The following is a 24,436-nucleotide window of genomic DNA, read 5'->3' as shown; positions in this document are numbered from 1 at the left end:
AAAGCCCCACGAGCAGATACGTTCTACCCTGGCTACTGATATAATAAGACCATATAAAAAAAGGTCAACTAGAAATATTTAGCATTTTGGCTAACCTTATAATACGAAAGAAGCAGGTTAGCCTGATTGTTATGTGTTAGAATATTAGTAAAAATAAGAGAATATTACCCAATACTTAAGACTTTAGTGGTTTGGGTATTTATTTACGAGGGGGGTAACGTACTATGCATTATGACGTAATCGTAATTGGAGCAGGTTCGATGGGGATGGCTGCAGGTTATTTTTTATCAAAGAGTGGGAAAAGAACTTTATTATTAGATTCCTTTAGCCCGCCCCATAACAAAGGGAGTCATCACGGTGACACGAGAATCATTCGGCATGCGTATGGTGAAGGTGAAGAATACGTTCCGTTGGCGCTCAAGGCCCAAGAATTATGGAACGAATTAGAGAAAGTGACGGGAAAACAATTATTTCTCCCAACCGGAGTTCTAAACGTGAGCCATGAAAAAACGGGATTTATCCAGAATATCATCTCAAGTTCAAAAGCCTATTCATTGCCACTTGAGGTTTTAGATTCAATTGAAGTGAATAAGCGTTGGCCGGGCATCAATTTACCAAACAAGTATATTGGGTGCTTTGAACCAACATCAGGAGTGCTGAAATGTGAGGAATGCATTGAAGCCTATCGAGAACTTGCAGAGCGACATGGAGCTACCATCTTAACCAATAGTAAGGTGAGAGAATTATCGGTTCATGATAAAAGAGTTACCATTAAAACCGAGGGTCAAACTTTTACCGCTGAGGCGTTAGTGGTTTCAGCAGGAGCATGGTCAGGAAGTCTCCTCTCCATGTTAGATTTAAATCTCCCTCTAAATCCAGTTAGAAAAACATTTGCTTGGTTTGATGTAAATGAAGATTTGTATAATCATAAAGATTTTCCAGCCTTTTCGTTTGAGACATCTCAAGGACAATATTATGGCTTTCCAAGCATCAATGGTTCCGGATTAAAAGTAGGCCGACATGATGGAGGAGAAACAATCAATCCAGATGAAGCCATCCTGGGATTTGGTGAACTAGAGAAAGACGAGACAGATTTAAGACAATTTTTACATAACTATATGCCTTCTACACAACAATTGAAGTACGGTAAAACCTGTATGTATACACTTACTCCTGATGAAGATTTCATTATCGATTTGCATCCTAACTATTCAAACGTTGCCATTGCATCAGGCTTCTCAGGACATGGCTTTAAATTTAGCAGTGTAGTTGGACAGATTTTAAGTGAATTGATTATTTCAGGGAAGACAGAACAAAACATTTCTACTTTTTCAATCAATCGATTTAAATAAACTTCTTTAACTAAACCAGCTAATAGTTTGTCAACATTTTTCATTAAAAAGTTTAATATCCTCATGATATACTAAAAATGTACATGCCAAATAACCTTCCGTTGCATAGTGATTGGAAGGTTTTGTTATATTTAGTTAGATATAGTTCCTATGCTATATCTTGGAAAGAGGTTCTGCTTTTTAGTAAAGCGTAAATCCAATGTAAGAGTTTGTTTACACATGCAATAATAGCTACTCTAAAGGGTTTTCCTTCTTTTCTTTTTTTATCGTAAAACTCTCGTAGTCTTCTATTGCGTGGAATGATCTCATCAGTCGTTTTCTTTTTACGGGAGTCCCCGAATACTACTTTGAACAGCCATATACAAGGCGTGGCGAAGCCTCCACGAGCCACGTTTGGTTATACGGTTTACCGATGCAGTAAACTTTCCAGAAGAGTAGACACTAGGATCTATTCCGGCGAAGGCAACTAACTTCTTGGCACCATTAAATCGATCTATCTCCCCAATTTCAGAAATAATCGTTGCAGCGATTTTTTCTCCGATTCCAGGGATAGATTGAAGAATCTCATATTCTTCAATTTCACTAGCGAGGGCATCTATTTCATTCGCAATATTGGATAGATGCTCTTGGTATTGAAGAACAATCTTAACTAAGATTTCAAGGTTAAATATATTACTCCCGTAGAGATTGTTTTGAAAAGGATCACGAATGGCTGCTTCTCTTAACATCTGTGCCTTCTCCTTTGCCCATGACTCCGAACGACTCATACATAACGAACCTATCTTATCAGTTAATTCTTTTTCACTTACACTTAATAATGCCTAGAAGTGGGGAATTCTAGTAAAGTAAGCAAAGAAACCTTTGAATAGAGGCTTCCAAAAACCCCTCGGTACTCAGGAAAGACCTGATCAATTAAGGAATGTAGCTGGATCTTTGTTTTCGCTGAAATTTCTGCAATACTTTCTTCTTGCCTCGTTAGATTACGAAGGTTTAAGAGGTGAACACCACGCTTCTTGTGAGGCTCCAACTCCTCTTTATAAAACAGTTCACAAAGATGATAAGCATCAATCGCATCAGTTTTTACCTTTCGGAGGCTTGAGCTTTTGGCTCTATGAGAGATAAGTGGATTGATGATGATATAAACATAATTTGGTTCCGCTAGAAACTGAATTACGGGAATATGATAGTGCCCAGTTGATTCTAAAACGACCGAAGGTTGATAACCACCAGCTGCCCTTTCCACCTCTTGAAGGAATTCTAATAAACTTTCTAACCCTTAAGATCATGTTTAATACTAAAACTCTTACGATATGGTTTACCTTTTTCTAAAAATGCTTGAACTTGGCTTTCTCCTTTTGACACATCCAGACCAATCACTGGATTCATATTGATTTCTCCTCCTCCTAGAAATACATATTAGTCGGTATCCCCTAAATCTGCTTGAAATGTCATAGGTTCGCTTGTTAAACGGGATCATGGTCCCAACCAGCCTGAAACATGTTTATACAAGTAGGGGGTGAACAGTTTAGCTGACGGGATCTTGTCCCACGGGGGCGACGTTCTACCCCGACTACCGTAATCATATGACCAAATAGAAAAAGGTCAACCAGAAAAATCTGGCTAACCTTATATTACGAACGGGTGCGATTGCTGAAAAACGGTAATCGCCTTTTCTTATTAAACAAACGTCGCAGTAATGTTTTATGAGCAAGTCGTAGATGCGAAGTAGACCAAAACTGCGCAAAAACGAATCACAGGTTTTCTATATTTCATGAGTTTCTATGGTTACCTATATAAAAGAGATAAGGTACTTTTTTGTTTGTTCTTTAGAGTGAAAAACATAGAGTGATTTAGTAAGTTATTTTACATTTTCTCCACAGTATCGGAACTACTTAACTTTAAGGGGTATTTTTTTTAGACATTGTTCGATTTAGCAAGTGGAGCAAAGTGCTGATTAAATATAGAGGTTTTTATTGATACAGCTTTTAACTATTTTAAAAAGGAGTAAGATTATAGAAATTTTTGGTTGAATTTAGGATAAATTTATTGATTATTAGAATACTACCCTTTAGAGCGGACGTATTTTTGGGGGGGATTTTTAGAATAAAGGAATATAGCAGTCATGTGGTGTAACTCTATAAAAGATTAATAAAGGAGGAAATTACTTATGTTAAAGAAAAAGTTAGCGATGTGGTTGTTTGCTATTATGTTGGTTCTGTCATTTGAAAGTGGTGTATTTGCTGCGGAGAATTCTCAAGCTGCAAATAATATTGTCGATGTTGCGAAAGGAGCAGGTAACTTCAATACATTGGTTGCAGCCTTAGAAAAAGCTGGTTTGGCTGATACATTAAAAGGAAAGGGCCCCTTTACTGTATTTGCACCGACAGATGAAGCTTTTGCAATGCTACTTAAGGAACTAGGAATAACAGCTGAAGAGCTATTAGCAAGGGATGATCTGAAAAATATTCTACTGTATCATGTGTTACCTGGTAAAGTCATGTCAGGAGATTTAAAAGATGGAATGAAGGCTAAAACGCTTGCAGATAAAACAGTGGAAATATCACTGAATCCTGTAAAAGTCAATAAAGCAAATGTTGTTAAAGCAGATATAGCCGCATCTAACGGAGTAATTCATGTAATTGATAAGGTATTGTTACCTTAGAGAAGCTGTTGCATACGACTAAATCTACATGATTTAGTCGTATTTTAATTCGGTCACTGTCTAAAAATTGTAATTTTATTAGACTATTATTATATAGTAGCATATTTCCTATACTTACAGTGATACAAGTAGAAATTTAACATTGGTTCTTCAACTAACGAGTGCGGAGATCTAGGCAGGATTTCCGTACTTTTTTATTGAATTCTTTGTTAAACAACTGGGCAGGTAAGCACCTTTTTGTTGAATTCCTTATTGATCAAACGGTGCAGGTTAATTGCACAAGCCTATGTAAAAGGAAAGTCTTTAGGAAGATAATGCAGTAGAAATACATATAAATGGATAATTTTGTATGATATTATAAAAAGATAATTTAGTTAGTAGGAGAGAGAAACATGAAAAATAGAATAGAAACATTAAAGGAATCAAAGCATTTCCAATTAGTTTACATCGCTGAGGGTATATATGCAGCAATTTCAGTCCCAGGCACAGGCTCAGTAGGGAATGCTACAATCATTGATCTAGGTGATTCAACGCTTGTGGTTGATACCTTTAATTCAATACAGGCTGCAGAAGATTTAAAGGTAGCTGCATTTCACCTTACTGGAAAACCAGTTTCCTATGTAATCAATACACATTGGCATAGTGACCATACGAGTGGGAATCAAGTGTTTTCTCCTAAAGCACAGATAATTTCTACATCTATTACACGTGAAATTATGGCTACATTTGGAAAGAAAAGACTAGAACAGCAAGTGTCAAATCCAGAACCGATTTATCAGGCTATCAAGGAACTCGAGGAGAAAATACAACAAGAAAGGGACGAAAAGTTAAAAAAAGAAATGCAATGGGAAAATGCTAGTGACATTGAGTACATGAAAATACTCCCTAAATTGGTATATACCCTACCAACAATAACTTTTGATCAACAGTTGATTATTCATGGTAGTGATAGGGATGTTCAACTTATCACTTATGGGGGAGGTCACACGCAAAGTGATACATTTGTGTACTTGCCTGAAGAAAAAATTGCCGTTATGGGAGATCTCGTCCTCTCGGAGCATCATCCAGTAATGATTCATGCAAATCCCCAGGAATGGTTAAATATTTTAGACCGTGTAGAACTACTAGATATTGAAACTATCATACCGGGGCATGGAGGAATTTGTTCAATGGAAGAACTTCGCGAGGTGAAAGGTTACATAAGCAATATAATGTCATTGGTGGCGGAAACCCTTCAAAGTAGGGGAAGCATTGATGATATTTTAATACCAAAAGCTTATCAAGACTGGTACTTCACTACATATTTTAAGGAAAACCTGAAAAAAGTTTATGATTTAATTATTAAATAAGCGTGTTAAGTAGAGTGTTAAGGACATAAGGTAAACACAGCGAACTTAAGGGGAAGTTTGTTTTAATTAACTAACAGGTGCAAGAGTTGAAGAAAAACAGCTGTCACAGAGGCAGCTTTTTCTTATGGTGCTAACGGAACAGGTTTGTTAAGAAGGAATATTAAAGAAATTGGCAGAATAAGTAAATTGAATATCAATCTTAACGTCTAAATATTAATAATGGGAGAATGTCTAAGGGAAAAAGAAGAAAAAATTAAACTAAAATAAGTGCGGGGGGGTGAAAAACATGAAACAATTGGGAACGCTTTACTTTTTCTGTGGAAAAATGGGAGCTGGGAAATCAACTAAATCAAAACAATTGGCGATTGATAAACATGCAGTACTGTTGTCTGAGGATGAATGGCTCTCATCACTTTATCCCAATCAGATTGCATCATTTGATGACTATCTAAAGTTCTCAGCGCAGATCAAGCCTTTGGTGAAAAAGCATGTTCAAAACATATTAAGTGTTGGTACAGATGTAGTGATGGATTTTCCAGCTAACACTCAAAAACTTCGAAAGTGGTTTTTGGATATGGCGTCAGAGGTCAATGCAAGTCATCAACTAATTTTTCTTAATTTAAATAATGAGCAATGCGTACGTCAAATTGCACAAAGGCGTAACGAACAACCCGAAAGAGCAGCTTTTGACACGGAAGCGGTGTTTATTCATGTTACTAAATTTTTTGAAGCACCAGACGCATCGGAGGGTTTAAATATTTTAGAGTTTAGCGGAAAAGAATAACAAGGAGTTCAATGCTCTTGCTCAACTAAGTAATATTTTTGTTTACTTAATCTCAATAACTGTAAATGAAGGCTTTTATAAGAAACTTGGATTAAAGAAGACAGGAATGGTTAGGTACCTCAACCCTAATTTAGCATAATTATATTTTAATACTACCAGGGCAATTGTTGATAATCGCTAGCTTCCTAGGCGGCTTTTTGCTGTTCCATTAACGAGACAGTCACGACATCATTGATCCTGTAAGAATAGGTATAGTTGCCCATGTTTGGTATGCCCTTACTGCTAATGGGAAAAATAAATTGGCAAGCTATTTCAAATGGAGGAATTTAATATGGGCAAAACAATTTTCATTACTGGTGCAGGCACCGGGCTTGGCCGAGGGGCAGCAATAGGTCTTGCCAAAAAAGGGCATCGTGTGATTGCATCTACAGAACTGACTTCTCAAAAGACAGACCTTCTGCGGGAAGCAAAAGACCTAGGACTGAATATAGAAGTTATTAAAATGGACATTACGAATCCTTTGGATCTGGAACAGATGGAGAAGTATGATTTTGACGTATTCGTTGCAAATGCTGCCATCAATGAAAGAGGGCCACTCGGGGAAGTGCCGATGGACCGGTTTCGGGCACTTTTTGAGGTAAATGTTTTCGCAACCTTGGAAACAGTACAGATAGCTGCACGAAAGATGGTTGAAAAGGGAAGCGGGAAAATCGTTTTTATGAGTTCGATTTCTGGAATATTGGCAGCCCCATACAACGGTACATATACCGCTACAAAGCACGCGATTGAAGCAATTGCCCATACCCTAAAGTTGGAACTTCAAGGATTCGGAGTAAAAGTTGCTACTATTAACCCTGGTGCCTTCAAGACAGGCTTTAATGATCGGGCGGCAGAAGAGCTATGGAAATGGTACGATGAAGGGAAAAGCTTCACGAAAAAAGAGGATATCAAGAAGGCGGAAGAGGGGTTAAAGAACCAGTATGACCCAGAAGATTTAATTGCAAAAATGGTAGAAATCATCCCAGCTGACCAACATAAATTTCGAACCGCCTATCCTCAACAAACGGAGAAACAGATGAAGCAAGAAGAACAAAAGTGGTGGGAGATGGATATATAGGACGCTTCAACCAGTTATTTTAACCTGTGGTATGGGGCTGTTGATAAAAAGTTAAAAGAGAAGGCCCTTGTCTCTTTTTTGCATTTGGTGTTAGTTGAGAATGACTAATTTAATCAAATTTTGTTAGCCACAGTGAAATGTCCATCAACTGCTAAATTTTTATTTTTCTCTGAAAGGAACCTTCACTAAAAAAGAGAGAAAATGAAGTAAAAATGTTCTTCAGTAGAATTGACCGTAATAAAGATAATCATTTTTATTAGTCAAAATAAAAATCTCCTCCAAAATGTTTATCACCTGCAAGATAAAGAAGAAATGTACTTAAAGTAAAGAACGGTGCAAGAGTTAAAGATGGAGGTCGCGGTGGCGGCTCCTTTTTTTGTTGTGTACTAACGGGACAGTTTAGTTGAAGTAGGATTATGGGTAATTGTTGTAAAATGTTTTTATTAGGGGGGAATTTTATTGGACTTATTTTTTATTCCAAATATGATAAGAAATATAATTTCAACATTTTTTCAGAACGGCATTTGGGTTGTAGGCTTTTTTTACTTTTTAATAAAGATATTCGATAATAAAACTCTTAAAATCTTTTCAAAATACATTATTATAGTTGTTTTAATATTGTTATTTATTCATTCAGTATTAGTAAGTATATAATTAAATTTATGTTGACAGCTGCCCTTTTGGGCGGCTGTTCTTATTGAGCTAACGTGCAGGTTTGTTAAAGAAGGGATATAAATGAAATTGGTATAATATGTAAATTGGATATAAATATTAACGTCTAAATATTAATAAGATGATGAATGAATATGGGAAAACGAAGTAAAAAGTTTAAACGTATTTACAATAGTCGTTTTGAATTAGCAAAATAATTGGGAGCAACACAGTCATTAAACGGAAGAAATACTGAAGTAGTAAAAGAAATCCAAGATATTATAGATTTAATTTTAAGCCGATCTAATTATTTCCTTAATAATTGAAATAATGACATTAATCGAAGGGAGTGTAAATCTTGGAGATTTCATTAATAATGAGGACAGATACATCTTTTTCTTTGAACTTTTTGATTTACATACAAAATATTTTTCTCAATCAAAATGAAAATGAAGAGGATTTAAGGTTTCCTTATTTATCAACAAGAATAACGATTAAAGAAGACTTTGAATTAAAGTATGAAGAACTATGGAATGAGATTTCACAAAGAATATATGACGACAATAAAAACGATGTAAGAACCTTTTATGAAGAAAAAGATTTATTTTATCAAAGGTTGTTTGTAATGGATGACGATAGTTTTAAGAATTTTAATGAGATACATAAAACATTCAAGGTGTGGTGGAACAGCTTTGCAGGTCGTTTTTCAATAGAAAGATCTATTGATGAAATGGGGCAAAAGTTATATTGGGAATTGGCAAACTCGCTAGTTCAAAGAGAAATAGAACCCAAAAAGGAATTAAATATCAGTTTAATTTATGATGAATGCTTACTAGCTAATGCTCAAATCTCTTCATATTTCGCTGTTCTGCCGATTAAGGATTTTATTGTTAACTACAAAGACTTAGTTCCAAAATTAAAGGTATGTATTTATTAAGCTAACTGGAGTGTTAATCAAAGAAGGATTAACGCTTTTTTTGTAAAAGTCCTTATTGAACAAACGGAGCAGGATAGTTCAATAAAAGTTAAAAACACAAACATTGGAAATAGTGGTAAAATTATCCTAAGTATCCAGTAAAGGATGATGGTCGATGATAGCATATATACTGATGTCTATTTTTATATTAGCTCTTACAGTAGGTTTGGGAATTCTCCTATTTAAATTAGCTAAGGTTTTAAGAAAATAATGAACTTGGGCGACTTTTCACATAGAATTGTCGCTTTTCTTTATTCAAGTAACGGGCAGGTTACTTGAAGAAGGTTGTAATGATATATTTAATGTAAACCGAAAAGAATTGGGGAATTTTAATGAGTGTATCAGAAGAAAATAAAGTTCTTGCTAGAACAGCACTTAATGCATTTGAAGGAAAGCCCAATGTTTTTAAATATTGGGATGATAACAATAAAAGTTCAGTCGATATTCTTTGTTGTGAAGAAAAAAATTTTGAAGGTATTTTATCTTACTCTACCCTTGGCTTATCCGATTTTTCTATTGGACACGAGGAAAACAGGAGACCTTTAAGGGTTGAATTGGTGGGTGCAAGTGATTTTGATTGCTTTCCCAATATTTTAGCTACCTGTGCATTTAATATTATCAATTCTCAATTTGAGTGTTCATTTGGAACTTTCTTTACAGACGTAGTTAAAATGTATCTGCCTGAAAGTCCAATGAAGCATATTTTATTTCTATCTCCTTTTCTCTGGGAAGATAAATTGAAAACAATAGATTTTGAGACGAAGCAAGTAGCTTGGTTAATGGCTATTCCAATTTCGGAAAAAGAAAAGAATTATGCGGATAAAAATGGATTAAAGGCTTTAGAACAACAATTTGATGAGAATCAAATTAATGTTTTTGATTTGGAACGGGCTTCAGTCATATAAATCTCTTATTCAACTAACGGGGGCGTTAGTGAATAAAGCCTGTTTCAACTATTACTGCGAAATCGATGAAACAGGCTTTAAAATTAATAATAAATATTACCTTATTTAAGTACGATGCAGAATGTCTAAATCCCCATCTACAAAGCCAATTGCAATTGCAGAGACATTTTTTAGGGTGTCTGCTTCCTTTCCTTCTTGAAGATAACGCTCTACTAACTTTGTAATGTAACTAAGCCCCTGTTCCCAATGTGCAATTTCATCTGTTCTTTTTATGTAGCAAATATTTTCTCCAGAAGTAAAATATTCTGTGCAAGCCCAATCGGAGTCGTCTTCATCAAATTCATCTGAACCGATTAACTGTATGTCATAGGTGTCTTCCTCACCCTCGTATAAGTTAAAATTAAATGCTTTTATTCCCTTTGGGATTTCTTGCTCTAACACCTGATTTAACCAATATGAAAACAACTTGAAGTTATCCATATTTCGCTCCTTTTTTTAAATTGATTGTATAATCTGATGTTATGATACGGCGAAATACAAGTCAATTTAGTTTTTATATGGTTTTTCAAAACACCTTATTGTGCTAACAGGTGCTCTCCTTAAAGAGCTGGCTGAAAAAGTCAGCCTATTCTTCTTGAACTAAAGGTGCAGGTTAGTTGAATAACAAAACTCGGTTGGGAACACTAAAATGAGGTGTTAACCAATGAAAATATTAATCGTTTCAATATTAGCTATTCTTTTTGTAATTGCCCCTAATAAAGCAGAAGCAACAATTCCAGGATATACTGTGATAGCAAAATCTGATAAAGATAATATAACTATTTATGCCAAGAAAATGGATGGTTTATTTTATGACTTTAAAATTGACTTTAAGGGGAACGTTTTTTCAAGACCTTTTTGGATGAATGCTACCAATCCTACCTATGCCCCGCAAATATATTACGAAGACATTAATAACGATGAAAAGAAAGAATTAGTCATTGTCTTGACGAAAGGATATGGTACTGGTGCCTTAGACCAAGAAGTTAATGTTTTCCATATTGATAATAAACGGTTTGGCGAAGTGCTTGTTGACCATCCAATGGCGATAGTAAATAAAAACATTAAAGCAAGCCTAACTCCTAGCAAAGCCGAGATTACTATCGGAAAGAAACAATATCTAATTAATGTTAAGGAATTAAAACTTCTTCCTGAAGCCCTATTTGATGAAATTAACTTTGGGAGCATTATTAAGTATGAAGTGAAAAATAATAAACTTACTGCTATATTGCATCCCCAATTTTCGCCTGGGGCATTTATTGGTAGCATTCTTATCACTTATGAAAATCGCGATAATATGTACCAAGCAAAATCAATTGAGTTTCAACTAAAAGATTTTTAAATCGGTGAACTTACTGATGATTTCCCTTTAGAACGGGCTGCTAAAATGGCAGCCTTTTTCCTATTAGACTAAAGGAGCAGTTTAGTTGAACAATCATCATTAGCTTTTAATCAACAATCGGGCAAGATTGTTGAGGTGTGTTTTTAGAAAATTAGATCTGATATATATTTATATGGTATTGATTAATAACACAAGTATAGTTCTACTTTTATAAATGATGACCTTTAGATAACATTTAATTATTAAGATTTGGAAGGAACTGTTATTATAATATTAAATTTGTATATGGGGATGGGATATTATAATGCGGTTATCTGAAAATGTTTATATAAAATGCAATAAATGTGGTCATGTTGCATTAGTTGAAATAGAAAGTCTAGAGTGTGATACTTTAACGTATAATCGACCTATGGGAGAAGAAATAGAGTATAATTTTCATGGCGAAATATGTTGTGAAATATGTGATACATGGATAGATTTTATTATTAGAGGCTATGAATATCCTGTTGGGGCATTCAATTTTTCGGATTATGATTGTAACGGTGGGGAATTTATAAAAGAACCAACATTGGAAATAGAATATAATTTTGATGATCGGTTTAGTGATTATGCATATGATGAATATATTGAAGCGGATTATTTATTAGATTATCATAAAGAAAAGATAATAAACATGTCTTCAAGAGATTTTGAATTTTTTGTTGCTGACATATTTAAAAAGTTAGGCTTTAGTGTGAAAATAACGAAGGCAACACGAGATGGGGGACGCGACGTTATTGCAACGAAATCAGACCCCATTCCATATACATTAATTGTTGAATGTAAACACTGGGGAGAGAAGCATAAAGTGGATGTTAGTGTAGTTAGAAGTCTATATGGCGTTCAAACTGCTACGCAAGCAAATCAATCAATAGTTGTGACTTCTTCAAAATTTACAAAGGATGCTAGAAAATTTGCAGAGGAACGTAAAACTTTAATGACACTATGGGATATTGATGATTTGCTAAAACGTATTGAAAACTAATTGTATATAATAATTCAGTTTGTAAAATAGATTAGATAAAAGACAAATTCCATTTAGTGAAGAAATATATTTTATGTCTAACTTTGCTAAAAATGTAGTGGATAGATACCGCCTTTTTATTTTTGACTTCTTATGGTACTATCGGGGCTGAATTCCTGTAATAATTAAAGTGTACTAATGACAAGTTTGTGAAGAAATCTACTTAAACTATCGGGTGCAAGAGTTAAACAAGATGTTGCTTCGGCAGCTCTTTTTCTTGTTCAACTAAAGAAGCAGTTTACTTAAAGAAAGACCATCAAAAAAGATGGTCTATTTTTTGTAGATATAACAACAATTTTTTACAATCTCCATTTATTCACCAATTTTCCTTTATAATTAAAGAATGGAAAATTTTGTAGAAAAATAGGGAGGAATGGAAATGAAATTAAGCAGGGTTGAGGTCAAAAATTATAAGTCAATTTGCCACATTATTGCAAATATTGATGACCTAACTGCAATCGTTGGAAAAAACAATTATGGAAAATCAGCTTTATTGGATGCAATTCAGTGCTTTTATGGAGACAAAACAATTAATGATGACGATTTTCATATGGGAATAGAAGAAAATATAGAGATAAGCTTACTATTCTCTAATATCGTTAATGAAGACATTGAACGTTTTTTTAATTACAAATCAATGTATAACAAAACAATGCTGAAAATTATGGAGAAAGAGGGTAACCAGACTCTTGAGGAAAGAGAACTGCGTAAGTTGGAGGAAAAGCGAGTACAAAAGTTTGCTGAAACAACTGAAAAATTTTGTATCGATATAGAGCAGAATGACAGTATATTAATTAAGTTAATTAAGCCAAGACAAGGAAACATTGTATACAAATTATCAAATGACTCCACCGTTACAAAAAACGATTTCTGTAAATTAGTTCCTCCTATTAAGGTTATTTCTGCTATAAGAACACCCGATAAAGAAACTACTGCTGGAACTAAATCTAATATGAAAGAACTAATATCATTACTACAACAGCAACAGGAAGAGGAAAATTTCGTAAAACTGCCTAATTCACGAGATAAATTAACTTATGGAGAAATAAAGGCACTGATATCAACTAATGAAGAGGAACAATGCCGAAATTTATCAACTGATTTAACTACACACTTTCAGGAAGCAATCAGTACCGATACGCTTTCTGTAAAGGTCAAAATTGAAGAAAGTTTTAAATTCGATTTTAAATACAAGACAGTGCTTATTGATAGGGATATGCCCCATAAGGAAATTGATATATTATCTTGTGGAACTGGACTTCAAAGTATGATGATCTTATCCATACTTCAAACTTATATAAAAATGATGAGTGACAGCAATTTGATTTTACTTATTGAAGAACCAGAAGTTTATTTACATCCTTCACTTCAACGTAAAATGATTAATACTTTGGTGAAAATAAGTAAGAAGAATCAAGTCTTGTTAACTACCCACTCACCAATTATTATTAGCAAGATTGACCAGCAGAATATTCATTGTATAAATAAAGTAGGTGGAGTATCAAGTATTATGGATGCTACGGCAACCACCATTATTGAAGAGCTTGGAATTCAAGTATCAGATATACTAAATAAAAATGCTGTATTGTTCGTAGAGGGAAAAGACGATAACAATTTATTCACTACGTTAATTAACAAAGTAGCAACAAATATGGGCTTAGATAGCGATTTCACAATGAAAGAGATTGATATCATACAAACAGATGGTTATGATAAAATGGATTTTTATGCCAACGCTAAGATTTTACATAAAGATGTAGTTAAAACTCCATATTGGGTGATAACGGACTCTGACGGAGAAGAAATACCAACTAGAAAAGCTTCGCTAGTTAAAAAAGGTACTGATAATGGGGTAACAATAGATGAAAAACGAATAAAAATTCTCTATGAATATGCCATTGAATCCTACTTTTTGGACCCAACTATATTATCAACACTATTTCCAAAGTTGGGATTTGAGGAACTAAAGAAATTATGTGATTGTTATTATCTTGCCTATGAAACTGCCTCAGCCTTATTAAGGCAAAATAAGTTCGGAAAGAAGCAACACTTCAAAGCATATTTTAAACCTAAGATTATGTTTAGTGATTTAGATAAGCCTCAACAAGCAATAAATCACATCCTTGATACTCAATATCGTGCCAGTGAACCAGTCAAAGAAACAAGAAACAAATTGATTCAAGAGTGGGTAGCTTTAGAAGACCCTATAAGGAAGCTAGTAGAAACTTTAGATATTGTGCTGCTCAAAGAAACAAGAATGAGCGAAATAATAAACGTGGTTGAAGAAATTATTACTGAGCTAGCTCCACAGAGAATAGGACAATAACAGACAAAGGAAAGTATTTTTACTCTTCTTTCTTGTATACTCTTTAAAACCTTTCAGTTTTATTTATTTTTCCTTAAGCTATGTTAAATGTAAATGTTGATATTTGCAAATCAGGAACGAATGTTCTAAAATATTGATATAAAATGATGGTTTGGAGGGACAACAATGAAATTAGCTGAAATTGTAAAAGAAGTTCAGAAATTAGATGAAATGACTCAACAGCGTTTGTTGACTTTCCTCCAAACATCATTAGCACATTCAATTCATGGTAAAGAACCGCTTTTAAAAGAAATTGCCGAGGGTAAAAACAAGAAGGGGTTTGTATGCCCTCATTGCCAGACTAAGAATGTTGTTCGATTTGGTACATACAAAACAACTGTTGCCTCTAATATAGTTGTCCGGCAAAGATATAAATGCAAAGACTGTTCTAAAACCTTTACTGATTTAACTTACACACCACTGAATAAAACACGCAAATTGGATAAATCCGTTTAAATTTATTGAATGCATGATTGAGGGTTACTCTCTTAGAAAATCGGCTAAGTTAATTGGTGATATATCATGGGTAACTTTATTCTATTGGAGGCACAAAATTCTATCAGGATTAGAGCAAATTCCAGTCGAGAGTTTTAACGGGATTGTTGAAATGGATGAAACATATTTTCTTTACTCTGAAAAGGGAAAGAAGAATATTACCGATAGAAAGCCTCGTAAACGAGGAGGTTCTTCGGAATACAGAGGTATAAGCAAAGACCAAGTGTGTGTTCTTGTAGCTCGTGACCGTCAAAAGACTACACTATCTTCCGTATTAGGTAGAGGAAGAATAAAAAAGTAGGAGAAAAACTATCTAAAGACAACGTTCTTTGCACTGACTCATGGAGAGCATTTAGCACATATGCAAAAGAAAAGAGCGTTGAACACTATCGTTTTAAATCTGATGGGAAAGTTCGCGTGATTAAAGGAATTTACCATATTCAAAACGTAAATAACTTCCACAGTCGTTTAAAACGCTGGCTGCAAAGATTTAACGGGGTAGCTTCAAAATATTTGGAGCATTATTTGGCATGGTTTCGTTTTCTTGAAATAGAGGGATTTGAAGGCTCTGTTAAGAATTTAAAGGACATGATGATTTCATCTTGTTTGTACCCTGTGAATGAGACAAACGAAACACTAAGATTATCCCGTTTTACCGCTTAACTAATTTTTTTTTGGAGGTTTATTTATGTTTTCAGTTGATAATTATATTGGTTCTATTAAAGCCAATCTTGAGAAACAATCTGATTTGTTAGTAGGAAATCTCAAAAATATCTTTGAATACAACTTTTCAACCGAAATAGATTTATTAGATTTCTCTGCATTCATTGAGCCTACGAGGTTCGAATTATCAATAAGAATGTTCTCAATGGATAAAGAAGCCAATGAAGTTTTCTATGAAGGAAACGACTCAACGGTTTTTGCAGGAAGTGAAGAGATACTTCCAGAAATCGAATATCATCAGTTAAACGACAACCAGTTAGATTCTTTTTTTGGCTTTTACGAGCAGAATGAAGGGACGTTAATTCCACAAGAGAAAAAGGTATTTACTGATTGGTTTAGTCTATGTTGGGAAAAAGCAGGCGGAGCTGCATTAAATATACCATCGTATTTTGTTTTTCACGATGATTATAAATCATATGATTTAAAGACTAATCAATGGATTGATGATGAAGAAAAATGGTCATGAACGATGAAGAATGCCTATATACCAGGCATTCTTTTTTATCACCAAAATATCAACATTAAATAATAACATAGCTTTTCCTTAAAAACATTTATACTTTTCTTCGGACGTAACCGAATACCATATTATCTGTATTCCCAGCTTACCGAAAAAATATAACCTAATAACAAGGAATAATTTCATTTTACTAACTGGTTCTTTCTAGTCTGAAATAATGTAGATACTCATTCTGATTTAAGAATTAATTGTAGTAAAAGTCATAGAGTCTTACTAAAGAACCCCCTATAATTTAAGGATATCTCTATTCACTTTAGTGGGTAATTTGGTTAAGAAAAAAATTCCGGCAAAAGAAAATAGGAAGCATAGAAGCGGAATAGCTCTAATGATGGTTTTAGGGAGGAGAATAATAATTTGATAAAGAAAATAACCCCGTTATTTCACGGGACATCTCTAGATGAAGCAAGAGAAATACTAACCCAACAGTTATTCAAGGGTAAGAAAGCATTTCGGCATCATCGAAACGGGTATGTTTCCTTCACAACAGATATGATTTATGCTGCAAATTTCGGGCATATCGTTTTGGAATTTCATAATGGAATTCCATCCGCAATTAAAGTTCCTTATGGGAATATTGATTGGTTTTATGAAAATCAAGAATTGACGGAATACATTATTAAGAGAAAGTTTAATGAGGTAGATGTATCTACATTTGAATTTTTGATAGAAGATGAATTTATTGTACCTATGCAGTATGCCTTTGAATTGAGTAAAGTTAACCTTCATATTATGACAAGATTTTCCGAAGGGATAGACGAACTTGTGAAAAACCAAATTCAGAATGAATTTGGTCAAATTGTCAACGTCATTGATAGTAGACATATGTTGGAGGATTATTTAAAAGAAGAAGGAATACGATTACTATAAAACAGTTAGGTTTTAGAAATAGGCCATCCATTTGACAGTTGCTGATTCGGAAGTGCAGCTTTGCACATCAAGTCTTAATAAAAATTTAATTGATCTGCAATAAGACTAGTCTTATGCATACGGACCAGATTAGCTTTTGTATTACGTAGTAGACTTATACTGCGTAGCAACGGACTTAACTATTAGCTGACTTTGTGAAATAATAAACTTAAATGAACAGAATCTGAATGTGAGGGATTGTAGTGACTGATTTACGATTGAAAAATGAACCACAACCAGTTAATTATGATCTGTATGAAAAATATTCACCCGTTTCGATGGAATGCTGGGATGGAGAACTGATTGGTCCAGATGAATATGGTGAAAAACAGCGTGAAAACTTGCTGTTATTACTTATCTACAACATCGGTATTCAAAGGACCTTGGAAATTATTGCGGAAAACAAGGAGAACAAACCTTAACCTTCCAGTTTGAAAGGGCTAAGTGTAAATTAATATAACCTATATCTGGTAGTAGATAACTATCTAAGAGGCAATTACATTCTAAGTGATTGCCTTTACTAATTTGACTAAATACTGCTCAATAATTCCTTCTTTATTAGAGCGTTTTGTGAATTTTTTCACTTAAACTAACGGGGCAGTTTAGTTGAACAAGACCATGATAAAATATAGCTAAAATGAAAAATGAAGGAAGTTTAAAATGGAGATAGGATTATTTAGAAAAGCATTAGAGAAAATTGATAAACACACTCTAATGAAGGTTGAACTTAATACAAGGACAATTAAATTTTTTGAGGATTATCAAATTCCCGAAGATGTAATTTCCTTTTTAAAAGAGTTCTCTTTTAGAGAAAATTTAAAGTTTAAGCATGTTTATTTTAATATTGTAAATGAAATGCCTGAAGAAAATTTATACGAAGAACACAAACGCTGTATTGATAATGGTTTGTTTATTATTGGTTATGGACTTAATGGAGACCCTATTGTAATCGATTTAAACACTAAAAAGATAGGTTATATTTTTCATGACGAATTGTGGGAGGATGAAGATGTAAGTCCGAGAGAAATACATATTAGCCTTGGATGTTCTGTTCCACAATTTTATTATAATTCAGTTACGATTGATGATTATCCAGTAGATGGTAATGAAGCTGAAACTTTTATGGAAAATCAAAGTTAAATGATATTTCCTTGTTCAACTAACGGAGTGCGATCCTTCAATAACGAAGGGTAGCTTTTTCTTCTTGAAGTAACGAAGCAGGTTACTTCAAGAAGGAAGATACTGAATACTTGTAGAATTTTATTAGAGAAACTATATTCGAATGTGGTGAAATTGTGGACATAAAAAATAAAATAAAGTCATTACTGAAGGAGACAGTTATAGATTTTGTTAAAGGCGATTTTAATAAAATTCGAGCTAAGTTACAAAACGAACTTACAATCAGTGACCTTAAAGAAGAGTTGAGCTACTGGGGTTCATTAACGATTCCACCTGATGTAGCTTATGAAGATGTTCATTTTTATAAGTTTGATGATGGTTCAGGATTTGCTTTGGAATTTGAACTTTGGATTGATAATCAAAGAAGCGATTTAACTTTATCCTGTGAAGCGGTAATAGACGAAAATAACAACATTCTAGCTTTTACTGTTGAAAATCTACACGTTTTATAAAATAGTTCTTATTAAGCTAAGGGTGCGTTAGGGTAAGTTCGGTGCTGTCATTTTGGCAGCTCTTTTTATTTAAACTAAAGGGCAGATTAGTTGAGGAAGGAATTGGCTATAAGAGTAGCTAATTATTAATTAATAACGATTGAGAGGAAGATTAAAACGAATGCCTACTGAAAAAGCAGATATTTTCACTTTGGCGAGATTTGGGGATTTGGAATCATTTAAAAAGAAATTCGTTTTAGAAGACATTAATAAAAAAAATGAATATGGAAATGGTTTACTACATTATTCTATTGCTGGTAATAAATTCGACATTTCAATGTTCTTAATAAAAAATGGCATTGATGTAAATATGACTGATGCCGATGGTAATACTTCGTTACATTTAATCTGCGAACACCCAAATTTGGATGTTGCAAAAGAGATTTTTACACAGGGCGGAGATTTGAATATAAGAAACAAATTCGGTAACAACGCTGTATGGGCAGCTGTTTTTAATTGTAAAGGCAGATACTACTATATGGTTGAACTATTTATGAAATACAATCCAGATACAACCACTAAAAACAAGGCAGGGAGGTCGCCCTTAGACTTTGCAAAACAGGTAGGAAATGATAAACTGGTTAACCTTTTAGAAAAGTAAGCTGCTTATTGCACTAACGGGTGCTTTACTTCAATAACGATATTCCACAAACGGGCGCAAAACTTCAACAAATGGACGGTTTTTTGAGCAGTCCATTTTTCTTAGCCTTTAATCGATAATAGGGCAGTTTAGATGAAAAGAAGGTAAATAAAAAATTTAGAAGAATCTTTTTATATAGAGGAATTTTAATAAGTCAATATTGATTTGGGGGAGGGAGATTATGAAGTTATTTTTACAAGGAAGGTATACAATTATTGAAGAATGCTTTTTTTCGGAGGACGACGATGTTATATGTTTTAATATTCCTATTGAAGGTGGACCTTCTGTTGATATAAAAATATTCACGAAAGACAAGTTTGTGGAAGCTAATCAAGAAGTGGATGTAGACCAACATTTTTTGGAGTTATTAGAGGTCGAATCATCAAAACACAAAAATTCTTTTGATGATGATATCAGTGTATTTACGGAGAATAGTAAACACCTTGGTTATGCAGTAAATAAAGCAATATATGCTATTAGATTCTTTTTTAACTGGCGCGGGTTAGATAAAAATCTACTTTCTAGTAAGGGAGTTTATTGGTCAATAGATAATGAAAATTGGACAATATACCCTACCAGACTTAAAGGATATATGTCATCTTATAGTTCCACTACACTTTCTAAAGATAGTTCCACTTATATTCAAGCATACTTAGATGGCCAACTATGGGAACCTTTTATCGCATTTGAATTTCTTGATAAAGCAAAGGGTGAATCTAATCCAACATTTAAATGGATTAATGCTACCATTGCAGCAGAACTTGCGATAAAAGAATTTTTTATAAGGTATGATTCTAAATTTGAACAATTTATTATGGAAGTACCTTCTCCTCCTTTACATAAGCTATACGGTTCAATTTTGGAATCGATGGTTGGGGAAAAATCACCGGTTTTAAAAGCCATACAAAAAGGTATTGAAATAAGAAACAAGTTAGTTCATAGGCCAAACACCGAGAAAATCGATTTAGATGCAGCAAACCAATATGTTGAAGACATTGAATTTGCGATGTTTCATTTACTTTCTAAATTATATTCAAAAGATGATCCAATAATAAATGAAAGAATAAATCCGAGAATTAAATTTTTAAGAAAGTAAATCGGATTATTCCTTGCGATTCCAATTTCATTAGAATAAGTAGATAAGCAAGGTCCTTGTTTAACTAAAGGGTGCTAGAGTTAAACAAGATAAGGGCTGTCATAATGGAAGCTCTTTCTTGTTGAACTAACGGGCAGGTTAGTGGAACAAGGCTGAGTTTGTTTATATAAAGTAAAGTCATCTTCTGGGATAATATACTGGAGTTGAAAGGATATTGGATTAATAGCCCCAATGATTTTATGCATTAAGGAGTGAGGGATAAAATGAATAAGTATGATGAGATACAAAAATTAGTTTTTGAAGCAGGGAATTCGGTCGATTTTGCAGATTTTGGAGATGGGATTTCTGAAGAGTGGATAACAAAAGCAGAGGAACGGTTAGGATTTGAACTTCCTAATTCTTACAAATGGTGGTTAATAAACTATGGCGGTGGAGAAATCTATGGTGAAGAAATATTTAGTATTTATGAACAAGATTTTGATACTGTTGTTGGTGGAGATATAGTGTATAACTATGAATTAAACATAAAAAACAAAAATTACAGTAACGAAAAATTGGTTATTTGTGAAGCAAATGATGATATTTTTTACTTTGACCTTTCTAAAAGAAGAGATGAAAATGAAATTCTTATCTATTCTTTGAATGATAATAAAATATATGCAGATGATTTTATCGAATTTTTAAAGAAAAGGATTACAGAAAGTAAAAGATAAGTTATGACCATTATGAAAAAGCAAAAAGTTTGAAAATTTAATTTTTCACTAACGGGTGCTTTCCTTAAAGATCTGGCTGCTAAAAATGCAGCCTTTTTCTTATTCTAAAAAGGAGCGGTTTAGTGGATATACTTATCCAATAAAGACATTTACAAAAACATCCTAAATACAATTAAAAGTTATAAAAATAAAACAAAACGGCAAGAGATATAAATATGAAATGACAATCCCGATAATATACTTGTTAGGAAGTTAGGAGGAACTATATGTTGGTTAATTTTAGAACCCAAGAAAATCCACATTTCTTTTATCGACAAGATTATGCAGATATATCGAGCATCCTTTTATTGGTGAAAGCAAAGGCATTATTCACCCTTTATCTTGATCCAGAAGGAGAGAAACGGGTATTCGGACATTTCAATCAATGTGATTACACAATTGAAATTAATAACAATGATGTTAGAGAAAGTTTAACAGTTATAATAGAATGCGATGAAAATACTGTGAATGACCTGAACCTGGAGTTTTTCTAATATATATTTAAATTTATGAAGTGTTTCTTACCTGCTAATCTAATACTTCCTATTCGATTAGTAACGATTATTGATGGGATATTTTTATTGTGTAGAGTTTTAAAAGATAGCTGAATTTAAAATTTTATGTCACTAACGGTAGCGATCCTTATATAATGAAGGATTGCTTTTTCTTATTGAAGAAACGATGCAGGTTAGTGGAAGAAGGATTCATTGTGCTAAGCGGAGAATATTTAGATTAAGGCTATAAAGAGTGGTGACAAGTTTGAGAGATTTCATAATGGAAATGAATCAAGTTACAAAGGAATATGGTTACAGAAAAAAGGGTAATTCTTTTTGGAAAATAGAGAATGGATTTTATAAACTGATAAATATTCAAAAAAGCAATAATGGAGATTATTTTTTTATTAACCTTGGTATTCACCCAGTAGGACTACCTCAACTAATAACTGGTCAATTAAATATTTTAGAAAAACCTCCAGAATCAGGATGCATTTTTCGAAAGAGAATTGAACAGGTTGCCCCTTCCCTAACAAACTCTTTTAAAGAGATGATGTCCAAGGGATTAACGACCAAAATAACCGATGAAATTCTTACTTCTATTCCATATGTTGAAGAATGGATGAAGGAATCGGGTACAAATAAATTTGTAGTGGAAAATGAAGGAGACACACTTACAAATCTAATAAATGTGGTACCAATTTTGGGAGGAAAGGCATATTTGATGATTAAATTTTTTTGTAACTTAAACTTAGAAAATAAAGAAAGGGCTTATAAATACTTCCAAGACTATTTGTCATTAGATGTTGTTGTTGATAATAAAATTCTTGACTTTACTCTAGTCGATTCCTATTTAAAATCACTAATGAAGGAAGATTTTCCAAGCTAACTTAGAATGTTGTTCTTCAACTAACGGAGTGCGTTACTTCTATAAAAAAGATCATCTTATCATGGTATTTTTCAATTGAAATTAATTTTAATTTTATCAGGGATTATTTTTAGTTAAATAGTTGAAATTCGTTTTTTCTCTAATTTCAGTTCCTTTTCAAAGTTTTTTATTGATAATATAATAGCCTGAAAATCAATATGACTTGTTGCATACCCTACATTATTTTGAGTTTCATTTGGAAAATAAGAAGTAAAGGCTTTATAGATTCCATTTTGTAATTTGAATACAACTGTTCTAATCAACCGACCTGATAGGTCTTTTGTATCCACGTAATAAAAGGTATCAGAAATATATTGTCTCTCCATTTTTACCATCCCCTTATTATAAATGATACAATAGACCTCATTTTATTTCAGTAGAAAAAGGTTGAATTTTACTAATTATGTAAGTCGAGATCCATCTGTTTTTGGCGGCTTTGTCTTATTGAAGTAAAGGGAGACAAAAAAAGAAGCTCCATACGGAGTCTTCATTTTGCGTCACCTTGGAGTGATAGACGATCTGTAAATTGTTTCAAAATATAATATGTTCATTTATGATAAATGGTTAATCTTGCCCAAATTTTAAATCGCCTATGCTGGAAGTTTAAAACTTAAATTGTTTGGTTCGAGGGGGTATTCCTTCGAACAAGGGATGCTTTTTCCTTATTGAACAAACGAAGCAGTTTAGTGAAAGAAGGGTTTCAAGCAATTAAAATTGAATTATTAAGTAAAATTCCTATATATAAAGGTGGAACAATGGATAAATTCATACAGTTTTTAGAGAATCACCTTGGTACCATAGAATATGGGTGGTCTAATGATGATAATGGAGAACGACTACCAGTTCAAATTGTAAAATACAGTAAAGGTCCTTTTTCTGGCACTAAAACGTTTTCTACACTAGGGTTAAATAAAGTTCCATTGACCTCATATGTTTCTGGCAAACAAATTTGGCAAGAATTAATTTTCGTTTCATACTCCAATAGTGGGAATATAAACATACCTTCATTATTGGCACAAGTTAGCCAAATAGCTTTAGATTCGGGTTCCGCATTCTTAAGAGGAGATGTAATTGGACCATATGGACCAATTTTTGATGATTCAAATTTAGAAGCCTTTTATGTTACGATTCCATGTTACTTTTCAGATTCATTTGATGCTTTTAAAGTGGATGATAAAAAAACTATAATAATGGCTTGGCTAATTCCAATTACTTCAAAGGAAGCAGAATTTATTAGACAAAATGGTTGGGAACAATTCGAAGAGAAACTTGAAGAATTAGACCCTGATTTGATTGATTTTAAGAGGGAAAGTATTATCTAAAGTTATTCGTTCTTCTTCAACTAACGGGTGCTTATGCTCAAGAATTATCGCTGCTGAGGTCTTTTTTTCTTATTCAACTAACGGGTGCTTTACTTGCATAAGTACAACATAAGAATCGAAAACCAGATATGAAAATTCAGGAGTGGCAAAAATGGTTATGTTAATGTCTTCTTGTAAATACTTTTGAAAAATGTTAACCTTTAGAAGAATTATTTTTGTTCGGTGTAAAAGATAGTCTAAGATTAACTTTTCGTCTTGATGATCACTGAGTGCAAGGATAGTAAC

Annotated in this window: 24 protein-coding genes and 2 pseudogenes; 22 read left to right on the top strand and 4 right to left on the bottom strand. The window is 33.3% G+C overall.

The window, feature by feature from the left end; translation table 11 throughout:
* The first annotated feature begins 224 nt into the window (after nucleotides 1-224).
* Nucleotides 225-1,352, top strand: coding sequence for an N-methyl-L-tryptophan oxidase (solA, locus tag BANA01_RS26740; protein WP_063255418.1), 1,128 nt, complete (start codon nucleotides 225-227; stop codon nucleotides 1,350-1,352).
* Nucleotides 1,353-1,500: 148 nt separating this feature from the next.
* On the opposite strand, the pseudogene BANA01_RS26735 reads toward solA, so the two are convergent.
* Nucleotides 1,501-2,738, bottom strand: a pseudogene (locus BANA01_RS26735) (IS110 family RNA-guided transposase).
* Nucleotides 2,739-3,519: 781 nt separating this feature from the next.
* Between BANA01_RS26735 and BANA01_RS26730 the strand changes: the two are divergent.
* From BANA01_RS26730 to BANA01_RS26700, 6 genes are all read left to right on the top strand, one after another.
* Complete coding sequence (locus tag BANA01_RS26730; protein WP_063255417.1) at nucleotides 3,520-4,014, top strand: fasciclin domain-containing protein; 495 nt, start codon at nucleotides 3,520-3,522, stop codon at nucleotides 4,012-4,014.
* Nucleotides 4,015-4,406: 392 nt separating this feature from the next.
* Nucleotides 4,407-5,363 carry an MBL fold metallo-hydrolase gene (locus BANA01_RS26725; RefSeq protein ID WP_063255416.1) on the top strand — a complete coding sequence of 319 codons (957 nt, stop codon included), beginning with the start codon at nucleotides 4,407-4,409 and terminating at the stop codon, nucleotides 5,361-5,363.
* A gap of 286 nt (nucleotides 5,364-5,649) precedes the next feature.
* Entirely contained in the window at nucleotides 5,650-6,147 is a 498-nt protein-coding gene (locus tag BANA01_RS26720; RefSeq protein ID WP_063255415.1) for a P-loop nucleotide/nucleoside kinase family protein, read from the top strand.
* Between the two features lie 331 nt (nucleotides 6,148-6,478).
* On the top strand, nucleotides 6,479-7,264 hold the full coding sequence (locus BANA01_RS26715) for an SDR family oxidoreductase (protein ID WP_063255414.1): 786 nt from the start codon (nucleotides 6,479-6,481) through the stop codon (nucleotides 7,262-7,264).
* Between the two features lie 1,009 nt (nucleotides 7,265-8,273).
* Entirely contained in the window at nucleotides 8,274-8,852 is a 579-nt protein-coding gene (locus BANA01_RS26705; protein WP_082799691.1) for a hypothetical protein, read from the top strand.
* Between the two features lie 371 nt (nucleotides 8,853-9,223).
* On the top strand, nucleotides 9,224-9,796 hold the full coding sequence (locus tag BANA01_RS26700) for a suppressor of fused domain protein (RefSeq protein WP_063255412.1): 573 nt from the start codon (nucleotides 9,224-9,226) through the stop codon (nucleotides 9,794-9,796).
* Between the two features lie 105 nt (nucleotides 9,797-9,901).
* Here the strand turns inward: BANA01_RS26700 and BANA01_RS26695 are convergent, their stop codons facing one another.
* Complete coding sequence (locus BANA01_RS26695) at nucleotides 9,902-10,276, bottom strand: hypothetical protein (protein WP_063255411.1); 375 nt, start codon at nucleotides 10,274-10,276, stop codon at nucleotides 9,902-9,904.
* A gap of 223 nt (nucleotides 10,277-10,499) precedes the next feature.
* Between BANA01_RS26695 and BANA01_RS26690 the strand changes: the two genes are divergently transcribed.
* The 14 genes and pseudogenes from BANA01_RS26690 (at nucleotide 10,500) to BANA01_RS26620 (ending at nucleotide 22,790) form a co-directional block, all read left to right on the top strand.
* Complete coding sequence (locus BANA01_RS26690) at nucleotides 10,500-11,177, top strand: hypothetical protein (protein WP_063255410.1); 678 nt, start codon at nucleotides 10,500-10,502, stop codon at nucleotides 11,175-11,177.
* Between the two features lie 304 nt (nucleotides 11,178-11,481).
* A complete protein-coding gene (locus tag BANA01_RS26685; protein WP_063255409.1) occupies nucleotides 11,482-12,201 on the top strand; it encodes a restriction endonuclease in 720 nt (239 codons plus the stop codon).
* Between the two features lie 418 nt (nucleotides 12,202-12,619).
* Nucleotides 12,620-14,566 (top strand): ATP-dependent nuclease, encoded by a 1,947-nt coding sequence (locus BANA01_RS26680; RefSeq protein WP_063255408.1) that lies wholly within the window; start codon nucleotides 12,620-12,622, stop codon nucleotides 14,564-14,566.
* Nucleotides 14,567-14,731: 165 nt separating this feature from the next.
* Nucleotides 14,732-15,763 (top strand): annotated as a pseudogene (locus tag BANA01_RS26670) (IS1595 family transposase).
* Between the two features lie 25 nt (nucleotides 15,764-15,788).
* Nucleotides 15,789-16,289, top strand: a complete 501-nt coding sequence (locus BANA01_RS26665; protein WP_063255406.1) for a hypothetical protein — start codon at nucleotides 15,789-15,791, stop codon at nucleotides 16,287-16,289.
* A gap of 408 nt (nucleotides 16,290-16,697) precedes the next feature.
* Nucleotides 16,698-17,210: a hypothetical protein gene (locus BANA01_RS26660; RefSeq protein WP_063255405.1), complete on the top strand. Its 513-nt coding sequence runs from the start codon at nucleotides 16,698-16,700 to the stop codon at nucleotides 17,208-17,210.
* A gap of 242 nt (nucleotides 17,211-17,452) precedes the next feature.
* Entirely contained in the window at nucleotides 17,453-17,671 is a 219-nt protein-coding gene (locus BANA01_RS26655) for a hypothetical protein (RefSeq protein ID WP_063255404.1), read from the top strand.
* Between the two features lie 238 nt (nucleotides 17,672-17,909).
* Nucleotides 17,910-18,389: an SMI1/KNR4 family protein gene (locus BANA01_RS26650; RefSeq protein WP_063255403.1), complete on the top strand. Its 480-nt coding sequence runs from the start codon at nucleotides 17,910-17,912 to the stop codon at nucleotides 18,387-18,389.
* 155 nt (nucleotides 18,390-18,544) lie between these two features.
* The gene (locus BANA01_RS26645) at nucleotides 18,545-18,880 is read left to right on the top strand and encodes a DUF7668 domain-containing protein (protein ID WP_063255402.1); all 336 of its coding nucleotides are present in this window, start codon (nucleotides 18,545-18,547) and stop codon (nucleotides 18,878-18,880) included.
* 160 nt (nucleotides 18,881-19,040) lie between these two features.
* Complete coding sequence (locus BANA01_RS26640; RefSeq protein ID WP_063255401.1) at nucleotides 19,041-19,520, top strand: ankyrin repeat domain-containing protein; 480 nt, start codon at nucleotides 19,041-19,043, stop codon at nucleotides 19,518-19,520.
* A 220-nt stretch (nucleotides 19,521-19,740) separates the two neighbouring features.
* Nucleotides 19,741-20,655, top strand: coding sequence for a hypothetical protein (locus BANA01_RS26635; protein ID WP_063255400.1), 915 nt, complete (start codon nucleotides 19,741-19,743; stop codon nucleotides 20,653-20,655).
* 263 nt (nucleotides 20,656-20,918) lie between these two features.
* Complete coding sequence (locus BANA01_RS26630; RefSeq protein WP_063255399.1) at nucleotides 20,919-21,368, top strand: SMI1/KNR4 family protein; 450 nt, start codon at nucleotides 20,919-20,921, stop codon at nucleotides 21,366-21,368.
* 266 nt (nucleotides 21,369-21,634) lie between these two features.
* The gene (locus BANA01_RS26625; RefSeq protein ID WP_063255398.1) at nucleotides 21,635-21,901 is read left to right on the top strand and encodes a hypothetical protein; all 267 of its coding nucleotides are present in this window, start codon (nucleotides 21,635-21,637) and stop codon (nucleotides 21,899-21,901) included.
* Between the two features lie 280 nt (nucleotides 21,902-22,181).
* A complete protein-coding gene (locus tag BANA01_RS26620; RefSeq protein ID WP_063255397.1) occupies nucleotides 22,182-22,790 on the top strand; it encodes a DUF4304 domain-containing protein in 609 nt (202 codons plus the stop codon).
* Between the two features lie 113 nt (nucleotides 22,791-22,903).
* Here the strand turns inward: BANA01_RS26620 and BANA01_RS26615 are convergent, their stop codons facing one another.
* Nucleotides 22,904-23,155, bottom strand: coding sequence for a hypothetical protein (locus BANA01_RS26615; protein ID WP_063255396.1), 252 nt, complete (start codon nucleotides 23,153-23,155; stop codon nucleotides 22,904-22,906).
* A gap of 339 nt (nucleotides 23,156-23,494) precedes the next feature.
* Between BANA01_RS26615 and BANA01_RS26610 the strand changes: the two genes are divergently transcribed.
* Nucleotides 23,495-24,151, top strand: a complete 657-nt coding sequence (locus BANA01_RS26610; protein ID WP_063255395.1) for a suppressor of fused domain protein — start codon at nucleotides 23,495-23,497, stop codon at nucleotides 24,149-24,151.
* A 69-nt stretch (nucleotides 24,152-24,220) separates the two neighbouring features.
* Here the strand turns inward: BANA01_RS26610 and BANA01_RS30230 are convergent.
* Nucleotides 24,221-24,436, bottom strand: a 216-nt coding sequence (locus tag BANA01_RS30230; protein ID WP_218008433.1) for a hypothetical protein, incomplete at its 5' end; no start/stop codon positions are given.

Origin of the sequence: Neobacillus niacini NBRC 15566, from assembly GCF_001591505.1 — a bacterium.
GTDB classification, from domain to species: domain Bacteria; phylum Bacillota; class Bacilli; order Bacillales; family Cytobacillaceae; genus Neobacillus; species Neobacillus niacini.
Note: the sequence above shows the minus strand (reverse complement) of the source record. Positions and strands in the feature narration are given on the sequence as shown.

What these genes read in the sequence shown, in the direction of transcription:
- BANA01_RS26685 (WP_063255409.1), top strand. Translation starts at nt 11,482, where the DNA reads ATGCGGTTATCTGAAAATGTTTATATAAAATGCAATAAATGTGGTCAT.
- BANA01_RS26615 (WP_063255396.1), bottom strand. Translation starts at nt 23,155, where the DNA reads ATGGAGAGACAATATATTTCTGATACCTTTTATTACGTGGATACAAAA.
- BANA01_RS26715 (WP_063255414.1), top strand. Translation starts at nt 6,479, where the DNA reads ATGGGCAAAACAATTTTCATTACTGGTGCAGGCACCGGGCTTGGCCGA.
- BANA01_RS26695 (WP_063255411.1), bottom strand. Translation starts at nt 10,276, where the DNA reads ATGGATAACTTCAAGTTGTTTTCATATTGGTTAAATCAGGTGTTAGAG.
- BANA01_RS26630 (WP_063255399.1), top strand. Translation starts at nt 20,919, where the DNA reads ATGAATAAGTATGATGAGATACAAAAATTAGTTTTTGAAGCAGGGAAT.
- solA (WP_063255418.1), top strand. Translation starts at nt 225, where the DNA reads ATGCATTATGACGTAATCGTAATTGGAGCAGGTTCGATGGGGATGGCT.
- BANA01_RS26680 (WP_063255408.1), top strand. Translation starts at nt 12,620, where the DNA reads ATGAAATTAAGCAGGGTTGAGGTCAAAAATTATAAGTCAATTTGCCAC.
- BANA01_RS26720 (WP_063255415.1), top strand. Translation starts at nt 5,650, where the DNA reads ATGAAACAATTGGGAACGCTTTACTTTTTCTGTGGAAAAATGGGAGCT.
- BANA01_RS26635 (WP_063255400.1), top strand. Translation starts at nt 19,741, where the DNA reads ATGAAGTTATTTTTACAAGGAAGGTATACAATTATTGAAGAATGCTTT.
- BANA01_RS26665 (WP_063255406.1), top strand. Translation starts at nt 15,789, where the DNA reads ATGTTTTCAGTTGATAATTATATTGGTTCTATTAAAGCCAATCTTGAG.
- BANA01_RS26730 (WP_063255417.1), top strand. Translation starts at nt 3,520, where the DNA reads ATGTTAAAGAAAAAGTTAGCGATGTGGTTGTTTGCTATTATGTTGGTT.
- BANA01_RS26700 (WP_063255412.1), top strand. Translation starts at nt 9,224, where the DNA reads ATGAGTGTATCAGAAGAAAATAAAGTTCTTGCTAGAACAGCACTTAAT.
- BANA01_RS26650 (WP_063255403.1), top strand. Translation starts at nt 17,910, where the DNA reads ATGGAGATAGGATTATTTAGAAAAGCATTAGAGAAAATTGATAAACAC.
- BANA01_RS26690 (WP_063255410.1), top strand. Translation starts at nt 10,500, where the DNA reads ATGAAAATATTAATCGTTTCAATATTAGCTATTCTTTTTGTAATTGCC.
- BANA01_RS26620 (WP_063255397.1), top strand. Translation starts at nt 22,182, where the DNA reads ATGGAAATGAATCAAGTTACAAAGGAATATGGTTACAGAAAAAAGGGT.
- BANA01_RS26640 (WP_063255401.1), top strand. Translation starts at nt 19,041, where the DNA reads ATGCCTACTGAAAAAGCAGATATTTTCACTTTGGCGAGATTTGGGGAT.
- BANA01_RS26625 (WP_063255398.1), top strand. Translation starts at nt 21,635, where the DNA reads ATGTTGGTTAATTTTAGAACCCAAGAAAATCCACATTTCTTTTATCGA.
- BANA01_RS26725 (WP_063255416.1), top strand. Translation starts at nt 4,407, where the DNA reads ATGAAAAATAGAATAGAAACATTAAAGGAATCAAAGCATTTCCAATTA.